Source organism: Herbaspirillum sp. SJZ106, from assembly GCF_006715495.1.
GTDB lineage: Bacteria > Pseudomonadota > Gammaproteobacteria > Burkholderiales > Burkholderiaceae_D > Herbaspirillum.
Genome location: NZ_VFNI01000001.1, coordinates 425459 through 448809, shown reverse-complemented (window position 1 = coordinate 448809; position 23351 = coordinate 425459). Strand labels below are relative to the sequence as shown.

Below are 23351 nucleotides of genomic sequence, written 5' to 3'. Positions count from 1 at the left end.
TCCTTGTGGAGAGGGAGAGGAGCTTCAGTGCTGCTGGGACTGCGGCGACTGGATACTGACCCAGTGCTCCGTGGTCATCTCGGCGACGATCCAGTCACTGTTGAAGCGGCCGATACCGCTGTTCTTTTCGCCGCCGAACATGTTGTTGGGATCGTCGCAGGGCGAGATGGCATTGACGTGCGTCATGCCCGCCTCGATCCCCTGTGCGAAGCGCACGCCGCGCGCCTCATCGCGAGTGAAGACACAGCTCGACAGGCCGAACTCGGTTTGGTTGGCCAGGCGCAGGGCCTCCGCCTCATCGGCGGCCTTGATGAGCGGCGCGATGGGCGCAAACTGCTCGGCCTGGGCCAGCGGCGAATCATTGGCCACATCCACGAAGACCTGCGGCGGCAGCACCAGGCCTTGCGCCTCTCCACCGAGCACCTGGCGCTGGCCAGCATGTCGCGCGGCCTCCAGGCGTCCCAGCGCCGCTTGCAACTGGCGCTGATTAATCAGCGGACCGATCAGGGTATCGGGATCATTGGGATTGCCATGCTTGAGCGCCTTGGCCTTTTCGACGAAGGCGTCGACGAAGCGCGGATAGAGGCTGGCATCGACGATGATGCGATTGCTGCTCATGCAGATCTGCCCCTGGTGCAGGAAGCGCCCGAGTATCGCGCCATCAACCGCCCGCTCCAGATCGGCATCGTCCAGCACCACGCAGGGCGCGTTGCCGCCCAGCTCCAACCCTACGCGCTTGATCGTCGGCCCGGTCATGGCCAGCGCACCGATGTGGCGGCCGACCCGGGTAGAGCCGGTAAAGGAAATAAACCTGGGCGTCGGGTGCAGCGTGAAGGCATCGCCGATCTCGCTGACTGCACCGATGACGATGTTGAGCAGGCCCTGCGGCAAGCCGGCCTCTTCATAAATCTTGGCCAGCAGCAAGCCACCCGTGACCGGAGTGTCGTCAGCCGGTTTGACCACCACGGCATTGCCAACGGCCAACGCCGGTGCAATGGAGCGGTTCGACAGATGCATCGGCCAGTTCCACGGACTGATGACTCCAACCACGCCCAACGGCTGACGATAGACCCGGCTCTCGCGGCCGGCAATATCGATGGGCAAGATGCGGCCATGCACACGCGCCGGCATGGCAGTCGCCGCCAGCATGCCCGACTTGACTGCAGCCCACTCGATCTCTGCCTTGATGCGGGTGCTGCCGGACTCGCGAATCAGCCAGTCGACGATCTCGCCATGGCGTTGCTCCATGATGGCGGCAGCACGCAGGAACAGTGCCGCTCGCTCCGACGGCAAGACCGCCGCCCAGGCCTGCTGCGCCTGGGCAGCAGCGGCATAGGCAGCGTCGAGGTCGCCCAGGGAAGCCTGGCGGATCTCGGTCAGCAATTGCCCGGTATAGGGATCATGGTCCTGCAGCAGGCTGGCGGCAGTGCCTTCGCGCCACTGCCCGCCTATGTATTGGCCGGTAAAGCCGTTCTGGTAGTGCGGCAATGTCAGGTTGTCTTTCAAGGTGGTCTCCTTGCTTGTCATGCGCCCATGAGGCGAAAGAGTCCGCGCAAGACCATAGCCGTGCGCGAACCAGATGGCTGGAGCAGCCCGGATCGATCGGGCCCAGCCCAATAATGAACGACTTCGTTCATTTAAAAATATGGTAGCACAGCCCGTGCTAAAATGTACGAATACGTTCAGATATAAGAAAAGGATGCCTAGCGATGCGGGTCAAGACCGTGGAACAGCGCAATGAATTCATCAGTGCCGCAGGGCATTTGTTCATCCAACAGGGCTACGCCGACGTGACCATGGAGGCTATTGCGGCGACCGCAGGCAAATCCAAGGTCACGCTGTACAACTATTTTTCGAGCAAGGAAGAATTGTTCGAGGCCTTCGTCGTGCAGGCCGGTGCTGGGGCGGTGGAGAAACTGACCAAGGTGTACGCGGAAGAAGACAACGCCCAGGACATCTTGCAACGCCTGGGCGTAGCGCTGCTGCACCTGGTGTCGCGGCCGGACGTGATCGCACTGGACCGGCTCATCATCGGTGAGGCCAAACGCTATCCGGAACTGGCGCGCATCTTCTTCGAAAATGGCCCCAAGCGCACCGTCGCCGCCCTCGCCGAGGTGATGGCGCATTGCATGGAAAACGGGAAAATAGCCGTCCGGGATGCGGAACTGGCCGCCCTGCATTTCAAGGGGATTTGTGCGAGTGACCTCATCGAAAATTTGATGTGGGGCACTGTTAATCCACCTACAAAAAGAGAACTAGAGAAAATTTCAAAAGATGCCGTGAAGATATTTCTCAATGGATACGCGGCTAGTTCTCCAAGCTAAGAGATACTTGGGCCAACGTTAGATCTGGTAAAACTATTTGATGAGTGCTCTCAGAAGACGAGATATTTCCCGCATAACAACTTGATCAACTCATTTACTGTATCCGCCAGCTTGGGTTGCTACGCTTTGTCCCACCTGGTGTTCGGGTGACAGCGCACCATCAGCAAAAGGAAATGGCCCCACCGGGGCCATTTCCTTTTGTCTTCGCAAACCAAGTCAACGAATACCAAAACGGCGATCCAGCGACCACGCGCCGCCGCCGCGCGCCGCCAGCAACAGCAGCAGGCCGGCCCATGACAGGTGCGTGGGCCATGCGTCCGGGTAGACGAAGATCTCGATCACGGCCGTCATCCCGAGCAGCGCCAGTGCGGCGCCGCGCGTGAACAGGCCCAGCACCAGCAGCAGCGGGAACAGGTGTTCGGCATAGGCAGCCAGGTGGGCGGCGATGTCGGGCGGGACCAGCGGCAAGCGATATTCTTCCTGGAACAACACGTAAGTGCCGTCCTTGATCGTCAGGAAACCGCTGACCTTGGTGCGGCCGGACAGGAAGAAGATCGCGGCCATCGCCACGCGCGCCACCAGCGCCAGCAGCGAATCGCCGATCAGGCGTTCGGCCATGCCTGCGCCGCGCGACCAGAGGGAATTCCGGCAATGCTCCGTCTCGCCGGTACGGGTCAAGGTAGTGTTGTTCATGTCGCTCTCCATCAATGAAAAGAAGTGAAGGCGCCGGCCTGCACCAGCTCGCCCAGCATGGCGGCCACATCCAGGCCGGGCTCGGCTTCCAGCGCCAATCCTGCCGCTGCGGCCACGCCCATGCCGGCCCGGCAGGCATCCAGGAAACGGCAGGCGCCAAGGCCGATCGGCTGCCACCGCACCTGGCCTTCCGGCCGGGTCAGCAGCGCGCCTTCGCCGTGCCATCCGAGTTCGGATGGCAGCTCGACACCAGGCCTGCGGTTGGCATCCCAGATCGAATAGCCCGGATACGCCGGCTCCCAGTGCCAGCGCGTCGCTGCCTGCGGCGCCAGTTGCACATCGCGCCCGGACGCCAGCACTGCATGCAAGCCGGCGGTATCGAGCGGCGCATCGTCCGCCGCCAAGTGCGACTCGCTCCAGTAGCGGTCGAGTCTCGCCACGCCCGGCAAGTAAGGCAGTTCGCGTACCGCATCGACACTGTCGAGAAAATCCGGGAAGCCGTCGCCATAAGCGATCAGGCAGGCGTCGTCAGGCATGTGCCGGCGCGCATAGGCCAGCGCCGCGCCCTGGAACCACTGTTCGCCGACCAGCCGCTGCACCGCCGGGTAATTGGCAGACAAGGCATCGACGCAACCCTTGAAAATCGTGTTGCGGTAAACCGCGAAGGCAGGCTGCGCCAACAGCGAAGCCACCAGCGGATGGCCGCTTTCGCCATGCCATACGGCATGCAGGAATTGGCTGAAATAATCATGACGGCTCACGATGCGCACGCCTCCTGCAGCTGCCGGCTGGCGGCGAGGATTTCCTGCGCGGTGTCGCGTTCGGCCAGCAGTTCATCGAAAGCCGGCACGTTGCCGTCGCGTTCGATCAGCGTCGGCCTCGGACCGATGCGCGCCACCAGGGCGCGATACAACGTCCACACGGATGGCGCCACCGCGGCGTCATGCGAATCGACCAGCAGGCCGGGCAGGTTGCTGTCGCTGCTGTGGCCGGCAAGGTGGATTTCTTCGATGGCATCGGCCGGCAATTGCGCCAGGTAAGCGGCCGCATCGATGCCCAGGTTGGCCGCGCTGACGTGCACGTTGTTGACGTCCACCAGCAGGCCGCAGCCGGTGCGGCGCACCAGCTCGCCCAGGAACTCCGGCTCGCTCCATTCGTGGCAATCCATATGCAAATAGTGGGACGGATTCTCCAGCGCGATGCGGCGCTTGAGTACATCTTGCGTGCGTGCGATGTTGGCCGCCAGGCGCGCCAGCGTTGCGCCGGTGCGCGGCACCGGCAGGAGATCGGGGAAATAGCGGCCATCGGCCCGCGACCAGGCCAGGTGCTCGGACACCAGCACCGGCTCGATGCGGGCGATCAGCCTGGCCAGCCGCCGCAGGTGAGCGGCGTCCGGCGCATCCGGCCCTGCAAGAGAAAGCGACACCCCGTGCAGCGCGATGGGATGGCGGCCGCGCACGGCGTCCAGCCAGGCCAGCCTCGGGCCGCCATCCATCATGTAGTTCTCCGGATGGACCTCGAACCATAAACCCGGCGCCGTACAGGACAGCGCCGCATCGAAATGCTGGGGCTTGAGGCCGAGTCCGGCGCCTGCCGGCGCGGAGGTCGCTTCCATTTTTACGGCTCCGGTTCAGAACGGCTTCAACGAACCCATGCCGTGCGGGGTCTTGATCGAGGTGCAGGTGCCGGCGGGCACGTTCTTCCAGGCGTTGCCCTGGTAATCCATCTTGGCGGTGCCGGCGCAGGTGGTGCCTTCGCCTGCCTTGCAATCGTTCTGGCCGGCCATCGAGACGCCATAACATTTTTCGACTGCGGTCTTGGCGGCAGGCGGCTGGTTTTGCGCCATGGCGACGCCGGAGGCCAGGGTAGCGAGAGTGAAGGCGGCGGTAGCGAGGGTACGGGTATGCATGGTGTGACTCCTTATGGGGTTGAAAGTGGATACGACCGGCGGCGCCATCATTGCCGCGCCGTGACTGCCGATCTGTACGTTATTTCGCCGCCCCATGCGCTGCGGTTACAGCGTACGGCGCAAATTCCGGATAAATATTTTTTGCGCGCCCTGTAACCGAACCGGCCCGGCCAACGAATAGGTAGGAAAGCGGCGCCCAGTGCGCCGATGGCGAAAAGGAAATCGGATGAAGACAATGGAGTTGGTCAACATGCTGGCCGCCGGCACCGCTGGCAGCAACAGCCTGCCCGGCGGCGTGGGCGCCCGCATGGCGGTGGCGCTTGCGGCGGGCCTGGGCGGCTCCGCGCTATTGCTGGCCATCATCTACGGCGTGCGCAGCGACATGCCGGAACTGCTGTTACAGCCGCTGTTCTGGCTCAAGGTATCGTTCCCGCTGGCGGTATTGCTGGCGGCGCAGGCGGCGGCCTCGCGGCTGGCCCGTCCCGGCGTGCGCATCGGCATTGGCCCTGCCGCCGCCCTGATGCTGCCGCCGGCAGTGCTATGGCTGGCTGGCGCCGGCTGGCTGGCGCTGGCGCCGAACTCGCAACGCCTGGCATTGCTGCTGGGCTCGACCTGGGAAGTCTGCTCGCTCAACATCGCCCTGCTGTCGCTGCCGACGCTGGCCGCCATGTTCTGGTTCATGCGCGGCCTGGCCCCGACCCGGCTCGCGGCCGCCGGCGCCGTCGCCGGCCTGGTGGCCGGCGCCCAGGGCGTGCTAGTCTATTCGCTCTACTGCGTGGAAATGGCGCCGCCATTCTGGGGCGTCTGGTATGTATTGGGAATGCTGGCGCCGACGCTGCTGGGCGCGTTGGCCGGCCCCATACTCCTGCGCTGGTGAACCTGCGGCATGCCCATGACAAAAAGCCAACCGTTCTTTGCCCATGAATTGCCCTCCTTCGAGGACAACGCGGCCGGCCGCGCCATGAAACCCCTGGCCGGCAAGGAACCTGCCTATCCGGCCGAGGAACGTCTCCGGACCTTGCTCCTGGCCGGGCTGGAGGGCAACGCGGACGCCTACCGCAACTTCCTGTCGGAACTGAGCGGCCGCCTGCGCGCCTTCCTGCGCAAGCGGCTGCAACACATGCAGGACGAAGTCGAGGACATTGTCCAGGAAACCCTGCTGGCAGTGCACAACGCGCGCCACACCTACCGCGCCGACCAACCGCTCACGGCCTGGGTGCACGCCATCGCGCGCTACAAGCTGATGGATTTCCTGCGCGCCCGTTCGCGCCGCGAAGCCCTCAATGATCCGCTGGACGACGAGCATGAGTTGTTCGCCGCCTGCGACGAGGAACCCGCGCAAGCGCGGCGCGACGTCGGCTCGCTCCTGGATCTGTTGCCCGACAAGCAGCGCTTGCCGATCGTACACGTCAAGCTGGAAGGCTTGTCGGTGGCGGAAACCGCGCAATTGACCGGCATGACGGAGTCAGCGGTCAAGGTGGGAATCCATCGCGGCCTCAAAGCGCTGGCGGCGAAAATTAGAGAGAAAATGTGAATCATGAAAACCGATGACCTGATATCGATGATGGCCGCCGGCGTCGCCCCGGTCGACCGCGGCTTGCCGGCGCGCCGCATGGCGCAGGCGCTGGCCCTGGGCATGGCAGCCTGCGTGGCGTTGATGCTCCTGCTGTTCGGCCCGCGCCCGGATTTGACAGCCATGCTGTCGACACCGCTGTTCTGGATCAAGCTGGCCTTTCCCACCGCGCTGGCGGCAGGTTCGTTGCTGGTGCTGCGTCGGCTGCTGCGCCCCGGCCTGCGGGTGGGCTTGCGCTGGAGCGGCATCGCCGCACCGAGCGCAGCTCTCTGGGTTGCCGGCGCACTGGTGCTGCTGTCCGCCCCGGCGGCCGAACGTATGGCGCTGCTGATGGGATCCACCTGGCGCACCTGCCCTTTCAACATCGCGCTGCTGTCGCTGCCGCTGTTCGCCGCCATCGTCTGGGCGGTGCGCGCCATGGCGCCGACGCGGCTGCGCTTGGCCGGCGCCATCGCCGGACTGCTGGCCGGCGCCACTGCCACCATGGTGTATTGCCTGCATTGTCCGGAAATGGGCGTGCCGTTCTGGGGACTGTGGTATTTCCTCGGCATGCTGATCCCTGCGATGGCGGGCTTTTTATTCGGCCCTCGCCTGCTGCGCTGGTAAATCCCTTGGAGACTTCTGTTCCAGGCCGGCAATAGGGTAATGGGATTTATTCTCAAACGTCTGGAATCCATCCGACTTTCCTGCGATACGACGTGCGCCGGCCGCAACATCGCAACCGGCAGTCCGCGCCTGCGCTGGTTATAATGCGCGTCATGGAAAATCAGACCGAATTCGTCAACTGGCTGCGCTCCGTCGCGCCCTATGTTCACGCCTTCCGCGGCAAGACCTTCGTGGTCGCCTTTCCGGGCGAACTGGTCACGGCCGGCGGCCTGCAAGTGCTGGCCCAGGACCTGTCGCTGTTGCATGCGCTGGGCATCCGCATCGTGGTGGTGCATGGGTCGCGCCCGCAGGTAGCCGAACAGTTGGCCTTGCGCAACGTCGAGGCGCACTTCCACAATGGCTTGCGCGTCACCGACAGCGCGGCCCTGGAATGCGCCAAGGAAGCCGCCGGCGAGCTGCGCCTGGATATCGAGGCCGCCTTCAGCCAGGGCTTGCCCAATACGCCGATGGCGCATTCGGCCATCCGCGTCATTTCAGGCAACTTCGTGACCGCGCGCCCGATGGGCGTGATCGACGGCGTCGACCTGCAGCTGACCGGCGTGGTGCGCAAAATCGCCGCCGACGTGATCCAGCCGATCATGAACGCGGGCGGCATCGTGCTGCTCTCGCCGCTGGGTTTCTCGCCGACCGGCGAAGCCTTCAACCTGACCATGGAAGACGTGGCGGTGTCGGCCGCCATCGCGCTGCGCGCCGAGAAGCTGATCTTCCTGTCTGAAACACCGCTGATGAAGGATGCCGGCGACGCCGATATCCGCGAACTATCCTCGCACCAGGCCGAGGCCGTGCTGTCGGCGGGCTTCCTGCCGGCCGACGCCGCCTTCTACCTGGGCAGCGTGGTCAAGGCCTGCAACGCCGGCGTGTCGCGCGCGCACATCGTGCCTTTCGCCACCGACGGCTCGGTGCTGCTGGAGCTGTTCACCCACGACGGCATCGGCACCATGGTCACCTACGAGAACCTGGAAAGCCTGCGCCAGGCTACCATCGAGGACGTGGGCGGCATCCTGAAGCTGATCGAACCGCTGGAGGCCGACGGCACCCTGGTCAAGCGCGGCCGCGAGCTGATCGAGCGCGAAATCCATTACTTCTCGGTGATCGAGCACGACAGCGTGATCTTCGGCTGCGCCGCGCTCTACCCTTTCCCCAAGGAACGGATGGGCGAGATGGCCTGCCTCACCGTCAATCCCGAAGTGCAAGGCCAGGGCGACGGCGACCGTATCCTGAAACACATCGAAACGCGCGCGCGCGAAGCCGGACTGACCAAGCTGTTCGTGCTCACCACCCGCACCTCGCACTGGTTCTTGAAGCGCGGCTTCGTGCTTTCCGGCGTCAGCGACCTGCCGCAGGACCGCCAGCAGATCTACAACTGGCAGCGCAAGTCGCAGGTGCTGATCAAGAACCTGTATTGAATTTTTCCGGGAGCGGGCAGGCTCGACGCACAACAGATCGCAGAGCCGCCGCCTCCGGCGCAACAACCCTAACCGAACAAGGAATCGACATGGCACGCATGGTCCACTGCATCAAACTGAACAAGGAAGCCGAAGGTCTGGACTTCCCGCCGTACCCGGGCGAACTGGGCAAGCGCATCTATGAAAACGTCTCCAAGGAAGCCTGGGCCGCCTGGCTCAAGCACCAAACCATGCTGGTCAACGAAAACCGCCTGATGCTGGCCGATGCCCGCGCACGCAAGTACCTGGCGGTGCAAATGGAAAAGCATTTCTTCGGCGAAGGCGCCGATGCCGCACAGGGGTATGTGCCGCCGAGCGAGTAAGCGCAGCCTTCTTCCGAACAAACGCCGTCGCGGGTCTGCCTGCTGCGGCGTTTTTTATCGCCAGCGGATTTCCCTGGAATCCGTGTGCGATCTTTTACAATGGCTGCCTGGCCGCCATCTTTGGCGCCATCTTTGTCGCCATTTACCCCATACATCGCAGGAGAAGAATTTGCCCTTCCGTGCATCACGCATGTTCATTGCCGCCCTCAGCCTCGCTACTGCGCTGTCGGGCCTGTCCATCCCGCCTTCTTATGCTGCCGGCGCCGCCGTATCCGCCTCGCCGGCGGCGCCGTTGCCGCCCGGCGTGGTACAGGGCCCATCGGCCGAGGGCATCACCGAATACCGCTTCGCCAACGGCTTCAAGCTGCTGATGTTCCCTGACGACTCCAAGCCTACCGTTACGGTCAACATTACCTACCTGGTCGGCTCGCGCCACGAAAACTATGGCGAAACCGGCATGGCCCACCTGCTGGAGCACCTGATGTTCAAGGGATCGCCGAATTACCCGGCAATCCCGCAGGAGTTCAGCAAGCGCGGCATGAACTTCAACGGCACCACCTGGCTGGACCGCACCAATTACTACGAGACCTTCCAGGCCAGCGACGACAACCTGCGCTGGGCCATCGCCATGGAAGCCGATCGCATGCTGCATTCGAACATCGCCCGGAAGGATCTCGACACCGAGATGACGGTGGTGCGCAACGAGTTCGAAAGCGGCGAGAATTCGCCCACCAGCGTGATGTTGAAACGCATGCAAAGCGTGGCCTACGACTGGCACAGCTATGGCCGTTCGACGATCGGCAACCGCAGCGATATCGAGAACGTGAAGATCGAAAACCTGCAAGCGTTCTACCGCACCTATTACCAGCCCGACAACGCCGTGCTGCTGGTGGCGGGCAAGTTCGAGCCGGCCAAGGTGCTGCAATGGGTCAACCAGAGTTTCGGGCGCATGCCCAAACCCAAGCGCACGCTGCCGCCCTTCTGGACGGTGGAGCCGACGCAGGATGGCGAACGCCAGTTCACCATCCGCCGCAAGGGCGATATCCAGCTGGTGGCGGTGGCCTACAAGATGCCCTCCAGCCTGCATCCGGACGCCAACGCCCTGGCCTTCGCCGGCGCCATTCTGGCCGATACGCCCAACGGCCGCCTGCACAAGTCGCTGGTCGAAACCGGCAAGGCCAGCGCGGTCTACCACATGCAGTTGAACGGCGTGGCGCCGGGGCTGCAGATCATCGCTGCGATGGTCAAGGCCGGTGCGGATATCGCGCCGGTCAAGCAGGAACTGATCGCAGCCATCGAGTCCTTCGCCGCCACCCCGCCGACTGCCGAGGAGATGGAACGCCTGCGCCGCGAAAGCGCCAATGCGTTCGAAAAGCTGCAGAACAATCCGCAACAGCTGGCGGTGACCATGTCCGGCGCCATCGCCTTGGGCGACTGGCGGCTGCTGTTCGCCGACCGCGACAACGAGCAACGGGTCAGCCCGGCCGATGTCGCCGCCGCGGCCGCCAGATACTTCCGTCGCGACAACCGCACCGTCGGCCTGTACCTGCCGGAAGACAAGCCGGAACGCACCGACGTGCCGGCCGCGCCCCCGGTCGAGTCGCTGCTGGCGCAGTACCAGCCGCGTCCGCCGGTGGCGGCGGGCGAAACCTTCGACCCGGCGCCCGGCAACATCGAACGGCGCACCACGCTGGTAACATCCGGCAGCGCGCCGCACACCGCGCTGAAGCTGGCCTTGCTGCCGAAGAAGTCGCGCGGGGCCACGGTCTCGGTGCGGCTGAACTTGGAGTTCGGCGACGAAAAGACCCTGTTCGGCAAGAAAGCCGTGGCCCAACTGGCAGCGGCCATGCTCATGCGCGGCAACCAGCAGTTCAACCGCCAGCAACTGGCTGACGAATTCAGCCGCCTGAAAATCAGCGGCAGTGTCTACAACTTCCAGACCACGCGCGACAACCTGGCGCCGGCCCTCAGGCTGGTGGCCGATGTGTTGCGCCATCCGCGCTTCGACGCCGCTGAATTCACCCAGTTGAAAAACGAAACCCTGGTCTCGCTGGAAGCCTCGCGCAATGAACCCGAAGCGCGCGCGGCCGAGGCAGTGGCGCTGCACTTCAACCACTACCCGGCGGGGGACTGGCGCGCCGCGCAAACGCTGGATGAACGCATCGCCGCCATCCAGGCCGTGACGCTGGAACAGGTCAAGGATTTCCATCGCGACTTCTATGGCGCCTCCAACGGCGAGCTGGCGGTAGTCGGCGACTTCGACCCGGCCATGGCGCGCCAGGCCATCGACGAAGGCTTCGGCGGCTGGCACAGCGCTGCGCCCTATGCGCGCGTGCTGCCGACCTGGGCTGACATTGCCGCCACGCGCCAGGCGGTCAACACGCCCGACAAGGAAAACGGCGTGTATTACGCGCGCCAGAACCTGCGCCTGCTCGACAGCGATCCGGACTATCCGGCGCTGGTCGTGGCCAACTATCTGCTGGGCGGCGCCAGCCTGAAGTCGCGCCTGGCCGACCGCGTGCGGCAGCAGGACGGCCTGTCCTACGGCATCGGTTCCGGCCTGAACGTGGGCGCCGTCAGCGACGCCGGCAATTTCGTGGTGCGCGCCATCGCCGCGCCGCAGAACCTGGACAAGGTGGATGTGGCGGTGCGCGAAGAGATCGCGCGCGCGGTCGCACAGGGCTTTACCCAAGACGAGCTGCTGCGCGCCAAGTCCGGCATCCTGCAGCAACGCAACCAGCAGCGCGCGCAGGATGGCGGCATCGCCAGCGGCTGGACTTCATTGCTGAACCTGGGGCGTACCTACCTCTGGCAGCAGCAGATGGACGAGAAGATCGCCGGCCTGACGCTGGAACAGGTCAACGCGGCGGCGCGCAAGTACTTCGATCCGACCAAGATGAGCGTGGTGGTGGCGCGCGACGAAGCCAAGGCGGCGGCGTCCCAATAAGCCCCCCCTGCTGCCCAACGAAAAAGGCCGTGTCCATTGAGGACACGGCCTTTTTCAATTCCGGTGGCGACAAGGAAGTACGTCAGAACTCCAGTTTCTTCATGCCTTCCGGCGTCCCCAGCAGACAGACATTGGCGCCCTGGCGCGCGAACAGGCCGTTGGTGACCACGCCGACGATATTGTTGATCTTGTCTTCGATATCGGCCGGTTCGGTGATGGACAAGCCGACCACGTCGATGATGTAGCAACCGTTGTCGGTCACCACCGGCTTGCCGTCCTTGACGCGCAGGCGCGGCTCGCCGCCCAGCGCGCCCAGCTTGCGGGCGACCACCGCCTGCGACATCGGGATCACCTCCACCGGCAGCGGGAACTTGCCCAGCACCTCCACCAGCTTGGAACCGTCGGCGATGCACACGAACTTCTGCGCCACCGAGGCGACGATCTTCTCGCGCGTCAAGGCCGCGCCGCCGCCCTTGATCATGGCGCCAGCGGCGTTGATCTCGTCGGCGCCGTCGATGTAGACCGGCATGGTGTCGACGTCGTTGAGGTCGAACACCTTGATGCCATGCGAGCGCAGGCGTTCGGCCGTGGCTTCCGACGAGGCCACGGCGCCCTTGATGCGGTCTTTGATCTTGCCCAGCTCATCGATGAAGAAATTGGCCGTGGAGCCGGTGCCCACGCCGATGATCTCGCTATCGACCACATATTCGATCGCGGCCTTGGCGACCGCTTGTTTCAGTTCATCTTGCGTCATGATTTTTCAGTCAGGTAATAAATACTTTGTATGGCGGCGTCAGTGCACGTCCTCGGGTTGCTCGTCCAACGTCTCGAAGAGGGCGATCTGCAGCCGCGAATGCAGCTTGACCAGCTTGCTCCACAGCAGCCACAACAGCCCCGCCGCCCCCGCCAGCACGAACGCCAGCAGGTTCAGCGGCGGCAGGATGCTGGCCGAGAGCACGAAGATCAGCAACATGATGCCGACAATGGACATGATGGGCAGGATCTCGGAAATGACGCGCCGCACCCCCGAAGTATACGCTCCCGCGAACTCCGGCTTGACGCCGACCTCGGCCAGCAGCATGGACAACGCCTGCAGCTTGCGGTAAGTGGCGATCAGGAACGGCAGCGACACCACCAGCGCGCAGCCCCAGATGATGGCCTTTTGCACGTCGGGATCCGGGGTCCAGTCCGACAGGTACTTGCTCAAGCCGTCGACGAAGAAGGCGCCGGCCAGGAAGAGCGCGATCACCAGCGCCAGATTGACCAGCACCTGCATCAGGATGCGGCGGATGATCTTGGAGAGCTCGGCACGGTCGCCCTGCGGCTGCAGGCTTTCCAGCCAGCGCGAATACATGCCCAGCAAATTGGAGACCTTGGACGGCACCAGCGAGACCGCCTTCGCCGACAAGGGATCGGCGGCCTTGATCAGGTACGGCGTCAACAACGCGGTGACGGCGGAAACCGCCACCACGATCGGGTACAGGAATTCGCTGGTGACCTTCAGGCTCACCCCCAGCGCGGCGATGATGAAGGAAAACTCGCCGATCTGCGCCAGCCCCATGCCCACGCGCATCGGCGTGCGCCCGCTCTGGCCGGCCAGGAAGGTGCCCATGCCGCAACTGAACAGCTTGCCGAACACCACCGCCAGGGTGATGACGGTGATCGGCTGCCAGTACTGGACCAGCACGTTGGGGTCGAACATGAGGCCGATGGCGACGAAGAAGATGGCGGAGAACATGTCGCGGATCGGTTCGACCAGGCGCTCGATGCGGTGCAGCTGGCGCGATTCGGCCATCACCGCGCCGACCAGGAAGGCGCCCAGCGCCACGCTGTACTGCAGCTTCATCACCAGCAGGCAGAAGCCGAACAGGATGCCCAGCATCGCCACCAGCAGCATCTCATTGCTCTTGAAGCGCGAGATGAAGTTGAGCAGGCGCGGCACCGCCAGGATGCCCACCACCAGCGAGACGGTCATGAACAGCACCAGCTTGCCCACGGTGGTGAAGACATCGCCCGAGTTGACCGAGCCGCTGGTGGCGATGCCCGACAGCAAGGCGATCATGCCGATGGCGAGGATGTCTTCCACGATCAGGATGCCGAAGATGATCTGGGCGAATTTCTCGTTCTTCATGCCCAGCTCGTTCAAGGCCTTGACGATGATGGTGGTGGACGATACCGCCAGCATGGCGCCCAGGAAGATGGCGTCCATGCGCTTCCAGCCGAAATACAGGCCGATCTCGTAGCCGATCCAGATCATCAGCAGGATCTCGGCGGCAGCGCCGATGAAGGCGGTGGCTCCGACCTTGGCCAGCTTTTTCAGGCTGAACTCCAGCCCCAGCGAGAACAGCAGGAAGATCACCCCGAGCTCGGAGAGGATGTGCACGGTCTTCTCATCCTGGATCAGGTCGTACGGCGGGGTATGCGGGCCGATGATCACGCCTGCCACGATATATCCCAGCACCACGGGCTGCTTCAGTTTGTTGAAAAGCACCGTGACGATGCCGGCGATCAGCATGATGATCGCCATGTCCTGGATGAATAGCTCGACTTCGTGCATCGTGCGGGGTTTCCTTTCGGTTTCAGGTAAGGGTTGCCAAATTTGTCGCGGTCCGGACATGCGCCACTTTGCAGCGGCGCTGCACCATCAGGCGCCGGCGCCCCGCATTTCCGCTTGCTGCATGGGCAACACTCCCTCTGCATCCGGAGCTCGGCTCCTGACGCGGCTTGGGATACGGCTGTTGCGCCGCACAAGGTGGATGATGCTGGATGGTTCGGCTGATGCCGGCGCGGCTGGCGACTGGTTCTGCTGATCTGCGTCCGCTCTTGGTGCGTATGGCCTGAATGACAATGCCGGGCAGAACAGTCGCCCGGCAACGCCATCGGATGCCTCGAAAATAACACAGGAGGCTTGTCGGCCGCAACGGCGCATCGTACCGGGGCAACCGGCGCGGCGCTCTGGCGCCCGCATCCTCGGCCATACGGCGGCCATGACGGCCATGGCCGCTCAAATGATGATCACTCCAGCGGGCAAGCAGGCAGTAAAGGCCTGCTCCACGCAGGCATGAAAACTGCTAAACAAGGTTCGCGCGTATTGGGCCGGGCTACCGGCCACGACGGCGGCTCAGCCCGGTACGCGCACCAGTACTTCGGCCGCCTTTTCATCGAAGGCGATACGCGTCGTGAACTTGGCGCGCTTCATCGGGAAGCGCGACTGGAAATGGCGCACATTGCCGGAGCCGGAAATGACGCGCCGCACGAACTGGTAATAGGCATCCATATCGATGACATGCACCGCCAGGAAATAGTCGTATTCGCCCGAGACGAAGTAGCACTGCATGACCTCGGCCTCCTTGGCCATGCGTTGCTCGAAGTCCTGCATGTGCTGGTCGGACTGGTTATTCAGCGAAATCTCCAGGAAGGCCAGCATGCCGTAGCCCAGGGCGAAAGGGTCGACCATCGCCACCTCGGCGCTGATGATCCCCGCCTCCCGCAGCTCCCGGATACGGCGCAAGCAGGTCGGCTGGGAAATATGCAGTTTCTCGGCCAACACGCGAGTCGAGATCTGATTGTCTTTCTGCAGCATGTTGAGCAGCTTGCGATCAACCTTGTCGAGCGTATGGTGTTTGGCGGGCATGGGCAAATGATATGGAAATTTTTAGGCGAGCCGCTAAAAAAAACTTGGCGAAGCCGAATCTTATGTTGTACCGTCTGCATTATTCAGAAAGTCGGGGACGAAAGCAAAAGCGGGCCGCCCAATCCCCGCAACAAGGATCTGGATAAAGCTTGAGTAGTGAGACAAAACATCAAAAATGGTCAATTCAATCTACAGAGGAATTTTATGAAACTCAAGAGCGCAATTATTCCATTAACCGCAGCTATCGGACTGGCCTTCGCTGGTGCAGCCTATTCCCAGGAAGTCGTCAAGATCGCGCACGTCGGTCCGCTCTCCGGCCCCAACGCCCACATGGGCAAGGACAATGAAAACGGCGCCCGCATGGCCGTGGATGAATTGAACGCCAAGGGTTTCACCATCGGCGGCAAGAAGGTCAAGTTCGAACTGATCGGCGAAGATGACGCCTCCGATCCGAAGCAAGCCACCGCCGTCGCCACCAAGCTGGTCGACCAGAAGGTCGCCGCCGTGATCGGCCACCTGAACTCGGGCACCACCATCCCCGCCTCCAAGATCTACAGCGACGCCGGCATCCCGCAGGTTTCGCCTTCGGCCACCAACCCCAAGTACACGCAACAAGGCTTCAAGACCGCCTTCCGCGTGGTGGCCAACGATGCGCAACTGGGCGCCGCGCTGGGCAAGTATGCGGTGCAGAAGCTGGGCACCAAGCAGATCGCCGTGATCGACGACCGCACCGCCTACGGCCAGGGCGTGGCTGAAGAATTCGCCAAGGGCGCGCAAGCCGCCGGCGGCACCATCGTCGGCAAGCAGTTCACCAACGACAAGGCGACCGACTTCAACGCCATCCTGACCTCGATCAAGTCCAAGAAGCCTGAAGTCGTGTTCTTCGGCGGCATGGACGCGGTCGGCGGCCCGATGCTGCGCCAGATGAAGCAACTGGGCATCACCGCCAAGTTCATGGGCGGCGACGGCATCTGTACCGGCTCCCTGCCGGGCCTGGCCGGTGACGGCCTGGGCGACGACCAGGTGGTCTGCGCTGAAGCCGGCGGCGTCGACGAGGCCGGCAAGAAGGGCATGGACGACTTCCGCGCTGCCTACAAGAAGAAGTTCGGCATCGACGTGGTCTACAACGCCGCCTACGCCTACGACGCCACCATGACCGTGGCTGACGCCATGGCCAAGGCCGGCTCGGCCGATCCCAAGAAATACCTGCCGGAACTGGCCAAGGCCAACCACAAGGGCGTGACCGGCACCATCGCCTTCGACGCCAAGGGCGACATCAAGGACGGTTCGCTGACCCTGTACACCTACAAGGGCGGCCAACGCACCTTGCTGGCGGTGACCAAGTAATCGCCATACCTTGCCCGCAACCTTTCGGGGAACCGGGCAAGCCGGCCTGATTGCAAGGCGCACAGCAACAATGAGAACGCCCCCGGTATATTGCCGGGGGCGTTTTTTTGCATCGGCATGGTTTCAGTCAACAGGGGCGACACCGCCCAAACCGGGCATCCTCCATCCGTTTTCATGCCGCGGTCGCCATCAGCGCCTCAGCGCCCTCTCCAGTTCCGCCTTGTTCATCGCCGAACGCCCCTTGATATTGGCGCGGGCTGCCTCGGCATAAAGTTGGCGGTAAGTGCGGCCGCCAGCCCCCTTGTGCGAGCGCAATCCGCCTCGCCGGGATGGCGCCAGGTCTTGCGTCGACGTCCTGCTGGCTTGCCTGGCCTCACCATGTTGCGCACGCTCCTTATTGACGGTGCGCGCCGCAATCTCTTCCGCCCGCTCTTCATTGCCCTCGCGCTTCAATACGCTGGACTTGATGTGCTGATACTGGCGTTCACGTTTATTGCTCCATGTGGTCTGCGGCATGACAATCTCCCTAATCTGCACTCCGATGCTTCATCATAGAAAGCAAGCGATGCCCGGGCCATCCTCCGGCCGCTGATCCTGCTGTCAGAAATGGGGACGCGCCTTGCAGGCGCAGGACTACATGGCCAATCCCCCCGCCCGTATCGCCGGAATTCCCCGGTTTTGACGCGCATGCGAGGCCATTCCATGGATTTGCGCCACCGAATTGGCGATAGATGCAGAGGAAGTATTGGCGAAACCGAAGTTTTTGATAGAATACCGCCCTTGCGCTGATGTAGCTCAGTTGGTAGAGCAACTGATTCGTAATCAAGTTTCGCGCTTCAGCAAAGTCCGGCAACGTCTCAGACAATTACGGAAAACTAAATTTCAATAAAAAAGCCCGCGCAAGCGGGCTTTTTCACATCTGGGGCAAATCATCCGGGGCCATCAGCATTACTCACATCACTTGAACGACTCGTTCCTATAATCCCGTCAAGGAACGCCTCCTCTCCGCGTGCGCCCAACACCCCTCTTGAGATTTGGACGCGGGCCTTTAGTTGATGCTCCTTCATCACCGCGGCCCCTAGTTGAATCCGTGCATCGTTATCCTCCTCGGAAAAACCGCTCTCCGCCAATTTCATATTCACTTCTTGCTCGAAGTTCGGCAGCATATCCGTCAACATCGCATTCTCTCGCTCACGCCAATTGGCGTCGAGCCGGGTCAGCATTGCCTCCCAAGGCGCCCATTCGACGAGGAAGTACTGGGGGAACTCGGCCTGCTCTCGCATTTGAACCTCAGTAACAGCATCATCCAGGTCCTTCTGTCCAACACCCGACACACGGAAGAATTTCATTTTTGCAAGACCGGTGTGCAAGCCCAACCGCTCACGCAATTGGACCCGATAAGCCAAGTAGACTTCAATTTCGTCCACCAACCGCAACGATTGAGCCTTCCTTCGAGAGATCTTCTCCAGTGCATCCACGCGAAATGCGCTACGTCCAAGTTTGGCGAGCGCATCAAGCCTGCCGTCATACGCACCGCCACTGACATCGTGCGCATCAAAGAGATTCGTTAGGCTGTTATAAACCAGCGCAACCCGGTCTTCACAAGATGCGGTCGATCCCTTGGTAATCTCAAAGGTAAGCGCTCGAAGCTTACTATCTCCTGCGACTTTGGATAGCCGCTTGGCAACTGCAGCCTTGCCCTCAGGATTGTCCTTGAAGTTAACGGATTGTCCTAGTCGATCCAAAAACCGTGAAAACGCCTCTGCCCCAGGTTCAGTGCCGAGCTTTCGCCATTCTTCTTCCTGAACCTGGTCACTGCTATTGAACCAGTCCGCAACCGCCTCGTGAAGAGCCCGCGCCTGAAAACCCTCATCGCCGGAGTCCATAGACAAGTCATTGTCCGAGTCCAAGTCCATGGAAAACCTGATTTGAGGGCCGTTGTACCCTGGTGCGGATGTAATCTCCATCATCCGCTGCAGAACCGTCTCCGATATTGAATTGCCTTCAATATTCACCGAGCACTCTGGCGGCAGAGAGAAAACACTTTCCGGCAAGGAAGTTAGTCGGTTGTTTTGAAGGGAAATAAATCGGAGGCTCCCAGGCAACAAGGGCGGCAACAACATCAACTCGCAGTCCCGTACATTAAGCTCGTAGAGGCCCGCAGGCAAGAGCGGCAACGCTGTCAAGTCGCAGTCGTCTACACAAAGCGTGTAGAGGCCCGCAGGCAAGGGCGGCAACGTCGTCAACCTACAGTCCCGTAGACGAAGCGTGTGGAGGCCAGCAGGCAAGGGCGGCAACGTCGTCAACTCGCAGTCCCGTACATTAAGCTCGTAGAGGCCCGCAGGCAAGAGCGGCAACGCTGTCAAGTCGCAGTCGTCTACACAAAGCGTGTAGAGGCCCGCAGGCAAGGGCGGCAACGTCGTCAACCTACAGTCCCGTAGACGAAGCGTGTGGAGGCCAGCAGGCAAGGGCGGCAACGTCGTCAACTCGCCATTCTGTATATCAAGCTTACGGAGACTCACGGGCAAGGGCGGCAACTCAGTTAGCGGGTTGAAATGTATCTTAAGGACCTCAAGGCTCACGGGCAACGGCGGCAACGTCGTCAATTCGCCACCCCGTATATCAAGCTTACTGAGACTCGCGGGCAAGAGCGACAACCCAGTTAGCCGCTCGCAATTTATCTCAAGGAACCCAATGCTCTCGGGCAATGTCGGTAACGTTAGCTGCTCACCATGTATCGTAAGGACCTCGAGGTTTGCGGGCAACGTCGTCAACGCCGTCAACTCATCACCCTTTATATTTATAAAAAGCTTACGGAGACTTGCGGGCAAGAGCGGCAACCCAGTTAGCGGGGTGCAATGTATCTCAAGGTGCTCGAGGTTCGGAGGCAAGGCCGGAAACGCTATGAATTCGCTGACCAGATAATTAAACTCACGGGAGATTGCTAGCATCATGCCAAGCATCCTCGTGCTCGCGGGCAAATCCGGCAACACAGCCAATTGGTTGCCATTTAAGGTACATTCTTTGAGGCTCGCAGGCAAGGTAGGTATTTCAGACAGTTGGTTGCCCACTAGGGCAAATCTGGTGAGTCGCTCAGAAAAGGGCGGCAACGGCCCCAACCTGCAGCCTACCACGTAGAGCTTGGTGCAGTGATCGGGCAGGAGTGGCAGGCTACGCAACTCCATTTTTGAAAAATACAGTTCCCCGTCCCTCATACTTAGAATTTGACCCCTTATTTGCTCACGGATACCTGCTTCGCCCTGCCGCGCGACTTTCTCCCATGCGTATAGGGCATAACGATAAAACTCATCGCAGCCACTGCCAATTTGTTCATGCGGTGCCGTTGAACTCTCGACCAGAGAGTCCAGAAACTTCTTCGTCTTCACTCGAGTACCTAGCATAGCGAGCACTTCACTGGTGAGTTGCACGTGAGCCTGCGAAAACTCGGGCGATTTACCACCGTTCGCATTATCCTGCCAAAGCTCCAGGAGATTTTCGGTCAAAGCCTCGACGTCCATGCCTTCTCTGCATGCACGCATCAAATTCTGCTTGAGGTCCCGACGCACTTCCCCAATATCAGGAACGTACGGTTGAGTGAACTGATGGCGGGTCCAGGCTATGGCTGCCAGTAAGCGGGTGCAGCGTAACTCATGATGAGAAGTGCCTCGCCGCCCCGCATATTCAAGTATCAGTTTTTTAACTCTTGCGAGTGGATGGGGTGGCGTACTTGATGAACTGGCTAGCACGCTCAGTGGAGTATTGGGACCAAAGCCGCCTTGAATTAACCCTGGGTTGTCCCTCACTCTCCGTAGCAAATCAATACTGATGACTGGCTTTCCGTTGGTTCTTTTTACCGGAGGAGACATGAACATCGCATCCGTCGCATTGCCCGCGCTCAGCCCCCTCATTTCAAGAGACTGCTCGCCTTGGTGGGGATCTCTAATGATTGGTCGCGTTTCTGACGACGATGGACATTGCGCTGACATCAAGGGTCGCGCTCCTAGCAGGACATCTCTAACGCTTGGCGGCATTTCCTGCGGTAGCGGACGGCGCACTGACGTCGAGGGCCCAGCAGGCTGCTCCCCAGCGGAAACATCACTCAGATTTCGCCACGTTTCTGGCTGGAATGGCCCTGGCTCCACGCTCTCCATATCAAACGTGATGACCGGGACGGAGTGCGCAGCCTGTACATTCTGCGCAAGGGGCCTCTGCGGAGAGGAAGCTTCCTCTAGCGGCGGCGTTGCCTGATCAGGCGTACGTGCCAGACCTGGATATCGGAGGGTCGAAAAGGGGGGGAGACGCATATTTTCTCCTGGCGTCGTGTTGCCACACGCGCCTTTTTTCATTGATCAAAATATCCTCCGCACACTGGGTAATAGAGGAAGGTAGGCCGCTACTCTATAAAATAAGATGGCCGCCATCTTTCACATTTCGCGCAAATTCCGTTTTTAATAGAAGGACGCCATGACATTGCAAGATGCCATGGATCGAGCAATCGGTGAGCGGACTGTTAATTTGCTCGCAGATTTGCCCCCCACCCCATTTGCCCCCCCATTGCCTGCTGAGGGCAGCCACCCGGTCATACGGCCCTTCATCTCCCAGTTCTCTCAAGTCCAGGAACATCTGTTTCAGGGTTCTTCTTTGCTTCCGAGAGTTGACCGCTTCCGCACTGAGTCAAGCGGAGAGCCTGGCGGTGAAGTCATCGAGCGAGCTTGGAGAACCCCCTTGGGGTTCGCGTACGCGGGCATTGCATGTTCACCTAAAAGTCGCTGGATGAATTTCAAATTTCGCTCATTTCAACGCAAGAGGGCCGCATCATCGTGGGAAGATTCGCTGCAAAAGTAGAAAGATTAAGTTGAGAAAAATGGGCGTATCTACGTACCATTTCAGCCGACTCCCATCCCCCTAATTCTTGCAACGCCAGAAGCGGAGTACCACTTTGCACATGCCAGCTCGCCCAAGTGTGGCGTAAATCATGCCATCGAAAATCCTGAATCCCAGCACGCTCCAACGCCTTATACCAAGCCGCTGTACTTGCTTGGACGATCTTGTTTCCCTTGTAGGTGAACACATAGACTGGATGCGTCCTATGCCGGGCTATCAGCACGCGCATCGCATCGTCATTCAAGGGGACGGTTTGCGGATTGCCGTTCTTCATATCTTCCCCGTCGAACCACGCTATCCGTCTTTTCATATCGACCTGCTCCCACCTCAAGCCTGTAACGTTGGCGCGTCGTAGACCAGTCGCAAGTGAAAATGCAGCCATAGCAGCTAAATGGGGAGGAAGTTCAGCAAGCAGCCGAACAGCCTGTTTAGGAGACAAGAAGCGAACCCGACGAACAGGCTCACGAAGCAATCGCACGTGAGGAGCCGCCGGCATCCACTCCCACTCAATCACAGCCATGCGCAAAATCGCTCGCAGCAGAGCCAGCATACGATTGACAGTTGCGTTTGATGCGCCACTAGCGATTTTTTTCGTACGTAAAGAAGCCACAACTTCGCGGTCAATATCCCGCAGGGGAATCCCACTAAGGAACCTGTTCAGCCAACGAATATTCGACTGGTCGGACTTCAACGACCGCTTGTCAGCCTTATCCTCTAGCCACTTATTGACAGCATCGTCCCATGTTTTACTGCCCATCACTTTTCAATCTCCATCCAAACAGCCCCAAAGAGTATTTCCATAATGGAACATAAGACATGAGAACAAAGCAATGTTTTCAAATTCCGAGAAATGGAGGTGACCGTTAACGGCGTCCCGAGTTGAGCATAGAAATTCTGTAGCTTTTAAGTTACAATGCGGGCATGATTGAATTGTTCCGATACCAGCGTGCCGATGGCCACGAACCACTCTCCGATTGGCTAGATAAGTTGCGCGACAAGATTGCCCAAGCCCGTATCCGAATACGTTTGCGCCAGATACAGGCCGGCAATTTCGGCGACTGCGAACCGGTCGGGGATGGCGTGATGGAGCTACGCGTGCATGTTGGAGCTGGATATCGTGTTTATTGCGGTCGGCACGGAAAAGCAGTTGTTATTTTGCTATGCGGTGGCGATAAGAAATCGCAGCAAACGGATATCAAGCTGGCCAAGGAATATTGGGTTGAATGGAAACGGAGGCAAACATGAACAAAGTGAAAGCAGCTACCTCTCATCATGACCGCGAGGTGGCCGAATTGCGTGCCGATCGTGAACTGGCCGTGGAATATCTAAAGGCGGCAATGGAATCGCTCGACAATCCGGATGATCGTGCTGCTGGTTTACTGGCGTTGCGCACGGTGGCGGAAGCTTACGGTGGTCTGGCCGCGGTGGCGGCTGAGGCTGGCATAAGCCGTGAATCGCTATACCGTACCCTTTCGCCGAAAGGTAATCCGACGCTGAAAACACTGCTGGCAGTTCTCAAGACAGTGGGAATGCGCTTGTCGGTCGAGCCGGAAAACCATGTGCATGTGTGATATGGCCCCTGACGTTGAAATCGAGAACTCTCCTT

At 60.9% G+C, this 23351-nt stretch carries 21 protein-coding genes and 1 pseudogene; 10 read left to right on the top strand and 12 right to left on the bottom strand.

From position 1 onward, the window contains the following. Positions 1–24: 24 nt before the first annotated feature. Positions 25–1506: an aldehyde dehydrogenase family protein gene (locus tag FB598_RS01995; RefSeq protein WP_221292298.1), complete on the bottom strand. Its 1482-nt coding sequence runs from the start codon at positions 1504–1506 to the stop codon at positions 25–27. A gap of 203 nt (positions 1507–1709) precedes the next feature. Between FB598_RS01995 and FB598_RS01990 the strand changes: the two genes are divergently transcribed. Then, the gene (locus FB598_RS01990; RefSeq protein ID WP_141912198.1) at positions 1710–2324 is read left to right on the top strand and encodes a TetR/AcrR family transcriptional regulator; all 615 of its coding nucleotides are present in this window, start codon (positions 1710–1712) and stop codon (positions 2322–2324) included. A 216-nt stretch (positions 2325–2540) separates the two neighbouring features. Here FB598_RS01990 and FB598_RS01985 read toward each other — a convergent pair whose 3' ends face one another. The 4 genes from FB598_RS01985 to FB598_RS01970 all read right to left on the bottom strand — a co-directional run bounded on the left by FB598_RS01985 (position 2541) and on the right by FB598_RS01970 (position 4926). Further along, positions 2541–2942, bottom strand: coding sequence for a DoxX family protein (locus tag FB598_RS01985; protein ID WP_370454987.1), 402 nt, complete (start codon positions 2940–2942; stop codon positions 2541–2543). An 86-nt stretch (positions 2943–3028) separates the two neighbouring features. Beyond that, a complete protein-coding gene (locus tag FB598_RS01980; protein WP_255515712.1) occupies positions 3029–3778 on the bottom strand; it encodes a DNA-binding domain-containing protein in 750 nt (249 codons plus the stop codon). Continuing rightward, entirely contained in the window at positions 3775–4632 is an 858-nt protein-coding gene (locus FB598_RS01975) for a DUF692 domain-containing protein (RefSeq protein ID WP_141912191.1), read from the bottom strand. The genes FB598_RS01980 and FB598_RS01975 overlap by 4 nt, the downstream gene beginning before the upstream one ends. Before the next feature lie 15 nt (positions 4633–4647). Further along, on the bottom strand, positions 4648–4926 hold the full coding sequence (locus FB598_RS01970; RefSeq protein WP_141912188.1) for a DUF2282 domain-containing protein: 279 nt from the start codon (positions 4924–4926) through the stop codon (positions 4648–4650). A 235-nt stretch (positions 4927–5161) separates the two neighbouring features. Between FB598_RS01970 and FB598_RS01965 the strand changes: the two genes are divergently transcribed. The 6 genes from FB598_RS01965 (at position 5162) to FB598_RS01940 (ending at position 11880) form a co-directional block, all read left to right on the top strand. Continuing rightward, a complete protein-coding gene (locus FB598_RS01965) occupies positions 5162–5803 on the top strand; it encodes a DUF1109 domain-containing protein (RefSeq protein WP_141913326.1) in 642 nt (213 codons plus the stop codon). 84 nt (positions 5804–5887) lie between these two features. Further along, positions 5888–6460, top strand: coding sequence for a sigma-70 family RNA polymerase sigma factor (locus FB598_RS01960; protein WP_141913325.1), 573 nt, complete (start codon positions 5888–5890; stop codon positions 6458–6460). A 3-nt stretch (positions 6461–6463) separates the two neighbouring features. Next, positions 6464–7105, top strand: a complete 642-nt coding sequence (locus tag FB598_RS01955; RefSeq protein WP_141912186.1) for a DUF1109 domain-containing protein — start codon at positions 6464–6466, stop codon at positions 7103–7105. Positions 7106–7257: 152 nt separating this feature from the next. Then, entirely contained in the window at positions 7258–8571 is a 1314-nt protein-coding gene (argA, locus tag FB598_RS01950) for an amino-acid N-acetyltransferase (protein ID WP_141912183.1), read from the top strand. Positions 8572–8660: 89 nt separating this feature from the next. Then, positions 8661–8933: an oxidative damage protection protein gene (locus FB598_RS01945; RefSeq protein WP_141912179.1), complete on the top strand. Its 273-nt coding sequence runs from the start codon at positions 8661–8663 to the stop codon at positions 8931–8933. A gap of 190 nt (positions 8934–9123) precedes the next feature. Next, the gene (locus tag FB598_RS01940) at positions 9124–11880 is read left to right on the top strand and encodes a pitrilysin family protein (RefSeq protein WP_141912176.1); all 2757 of its coding nucleotides are present in this window, start codon (positions 9124–9126) and stop codon (positions 11878–11880) included. 82 nt (positions 11881–11962) lie between these two features. On the opposite strand, the gene rpiA is transcribed toward FB598_RS01940, so the two are convergent. The 3 genes from rpiA to FB598_RS01925 form a co-directional block, all read right to left on the bottom strand. After that, positions 11963–12634: a ribose-5-phosphate isomerase RpiA gene (gene rpiA / locus FB598_RS01935; protein WP_141912172.1), complete on the bottom strand. Its 672-nt coding sequence runs from the start codon at positions 12632–12634 to the stop codon at positions 11963–11965. Between the two features lie 39 nt (positions 12635–12673). Next, entirely contained in the window at positions 12674–14437 is a 1764-nt protein-coding gene (locus FB598_RS01930; RefSeq protein ID WP_141912166.1) for a cation:proton antiporter, read from the bottom strand. Between the two features lie 564 nt (positions 14438–15001). Further along, complete coding sequence (locus FB598_RS01925) at positions 15002–15514, bottom strand: Lrp/AsnC family transcriptional regulator (RefSeq protein ID WP_141912163.1); 513 nt, start codon at positions 15512–15514, stop codon at positions 15002–15004. A 204-nt stretch (positions 15515–15718) separates the two neighbouring features. Between FB598_RS01925 and FB598_RS01920 the strand changes: the two genes are divergently transcribed. After that, complete coding sequence (locus FB598_RS01920) at positions 15719–16861, top strand: branched-chain amino acid ABC transporter substrate-binding protein (protein ID WP_141912160.1); 1143 nt, start codon at positions 15719–15721, stop codon at positions 16859–16861. Between the two features lie 189 nt (positions 16862–17050). Here the strand turns inward: FB598_RS01920 and FB598_RS01915 are convergent, their stop codons facing one another. The 4 genes and pseudogenes from FB598_RS01915 to FB598_RS01905 form a co-directional block, all read right to left on the bottom strand. After that, the gene (locus tag FB598_RS01915) at positions 17051–17377 is read right to left on the bottom strand and encodes a plasmid stabilization protein (RefSeq protein WP_141912158.1); all 327 of its coding nucleotides are present in this window, start codon (positions 17375–17377) and stop codon (positions 17051–17053) included. 413 nt (positions 17378–17790) lie between these two features. After that, entirely contained in the window at positions 17791–20769 is a 2979-nt protein-coding gene (locus FB598_RS01910; protein WP_183405761.1) for an NEL-type E3 ubiquitin ligase domain-containing protein, read from the bottom strand. A gap of 643 nt (positions 20770–21412) precedes the next feature. Continuing rightward, positions 21413–21580 (bottom strand): annotated as a pseudogene (locus FB598_RS20855) (IS21 family transposase); the annotation flags it as partial. A gap of 61 nt (positions 21581–21641) precedes the next feature. Further along, positions 21642–22502: a site-specific integrase gene (locus tag FB598_RS01905; protein ID WP_183405762.1), complete on the bottom strand. Its 861-nt coding sequence runs from the start codon at positions 22500–22502 to the stop codon at positions 21642–21644. A gap of 164 nt (positions 22503–22666) precedes the next feature. Here FB598_RS01905 and FB598_RS01900 point away from each other — a divergent pair, with 164 nt between their 5' ends. Both FB598_RS01900 and FB598_RS01895 read left to right on the top strand, forming a co-directional pair. Next, positions 22667–22990, top strand: coding sequence for a type II toxin-antitoxin system RelE/ParE family toxin (locus tag FB598_RS01900; RefSeq protein ID WP_141912153.1), 324 nt, complete (start codon positions 22667–22669; stop codon positions 22988–22990). Continuing rightward, entirely contained in the window at positions 22987–23316 is a 330-nt protein-coding gene (locus FB598_RS01895) for an addiction module antidote protein (RefSeq protein ID WP_141912150.1), read from the top strand. The genes FB598_RS01900 and FB598_RS01895 overlap by 4 nt, the downstream gene beginning before the upstream one ends. Positions 23317–23351 lie beyond the last annotated feature (35 nt).

Coding starts and splice junctions, on each gene's coding strand:
- FB598_RS01990 (WP_141912198.1), top strand. CDS start 1,710: ATGCGGGTCAAGACCGTGGAACAGCGCAATGAATTCATCAGTGCCGCA.
- FB598_RS01985 (WP_370454987.1), bottom strand. CDS start 2,942: ATGGCCGAACGCCTGATCGGCGATTCGCTGCTGGCGCTGGTGGCGCGC.
- FB598_RS01975 (WP_141912191.1), bottom strand. CDS start 4,632: ATGGAAGCGACCTCCGCGCCGGCAGGCGCCGGACTCGGCCTCAAGCCC.
- FB598_RS01970 (WP_141912188.1), bottom strand. CDS start 4,926: ATGCATACCCGTACCCTCGCTACCGCCGCCTTCACTCTCGCTACCCTG.
- FB598_RS01965 (WP_141913326.1), top strand. CDS start 5,162: ATGGAGTTGGTCAACATGCTGGCCGCCGGCACCGCTGGCAGCAACAGC.
- FB598_RS01960 (WP_141913325.1), top strand. CDS start 5,888: ATGAAACCCCTGGCCGGCAAGGAACCTGCCTATCCGGCCGAGGAACGT.
- FB598_RS01955 (WP_141912186.1), top strand. CDS start 6,464: ATGAAAACCGATGACCTGATATCGATGATGGCCGCCGGCGTCGCCCCG.
- argA (WP_141912183.1), top strand. CDS start 7,258: ATGGAAAATCAGACCGAATTCGTCAACTGGCTGCGCTCCGTCGCGCCC.
- FB598_RS01945 (WP_141912179.1), top strand. CDS start 8,661: ATGGCACGCATGGTCCACTGCATCAAACTGAACAAGGAAGCCGAAGGT.
- FB598_RS01940 (WP_141912176.1), top strand. CDS start 9,124: ATGTTCATTGCCGCCCTCAGCCTCGCTACTGCGCTGTCGGGCCTGTCC.
- rpiA (WP_141912172.1), bottom strand. CDS start 12,634: ATGACGCAAGATGAACTGAAACAAGCGGTCGCCAAGGCCGCGATCGAA.
- FB598_RS01930 (WP_141912166.1), bottom strand. CDS start 14,437: ATGCACGAAGTCGAGCTATTCATCCAGGACATGGCGATCATCATGCTG.
- FB598_RS01925 (WP_141912163.1), bottom strand. CDS start 15,514: ATGCCCGCCAAACACCATACGCTCGACAAGGTTGATCGCAAGCTGCTC.
- FB598_RS01920 (WP_141912160.1), top strand. CDS start 15,719: ATGAAACTCAAGAGCGCAATTATTCCATTAACCGCAGCTATCGGACTG.
- FB598_RS01915 (WP_141912158.1), bottom strand. CDS start 17,377: ATGCCGCAGACCACATGGAGCAATAAACGTGAACGCCAGTATCAGCAC.
- FB598_RS01910 (WP_183405761.1), bottom strand. CDS start 20,769: ATGAGGGGGCTGAGCGCGGGCAATGCGACGGATGCGATGTTCATGTCT.
- FB598_RS01905 (WP_183405762.1), bottom strand. CDS start 22,502: ATGGGCAGTAAAACATGGGACGATGCTGTCAATAAGTGGCTAGAGGAT.
- FB598_RS01900 (WP_141912153.1), top strand. CDS start 22,667: ATGATTGAATTGTTCCGATACCAGCGTGCCGATGGCCACGAACCACTC.
- FB598_RS01895 (WP_141912150.1), top strand. CDS start 22,987: ATGAACAAAGTGAAAGCAGCTACCTCTCATCATGACCGCGAGGTGGCC.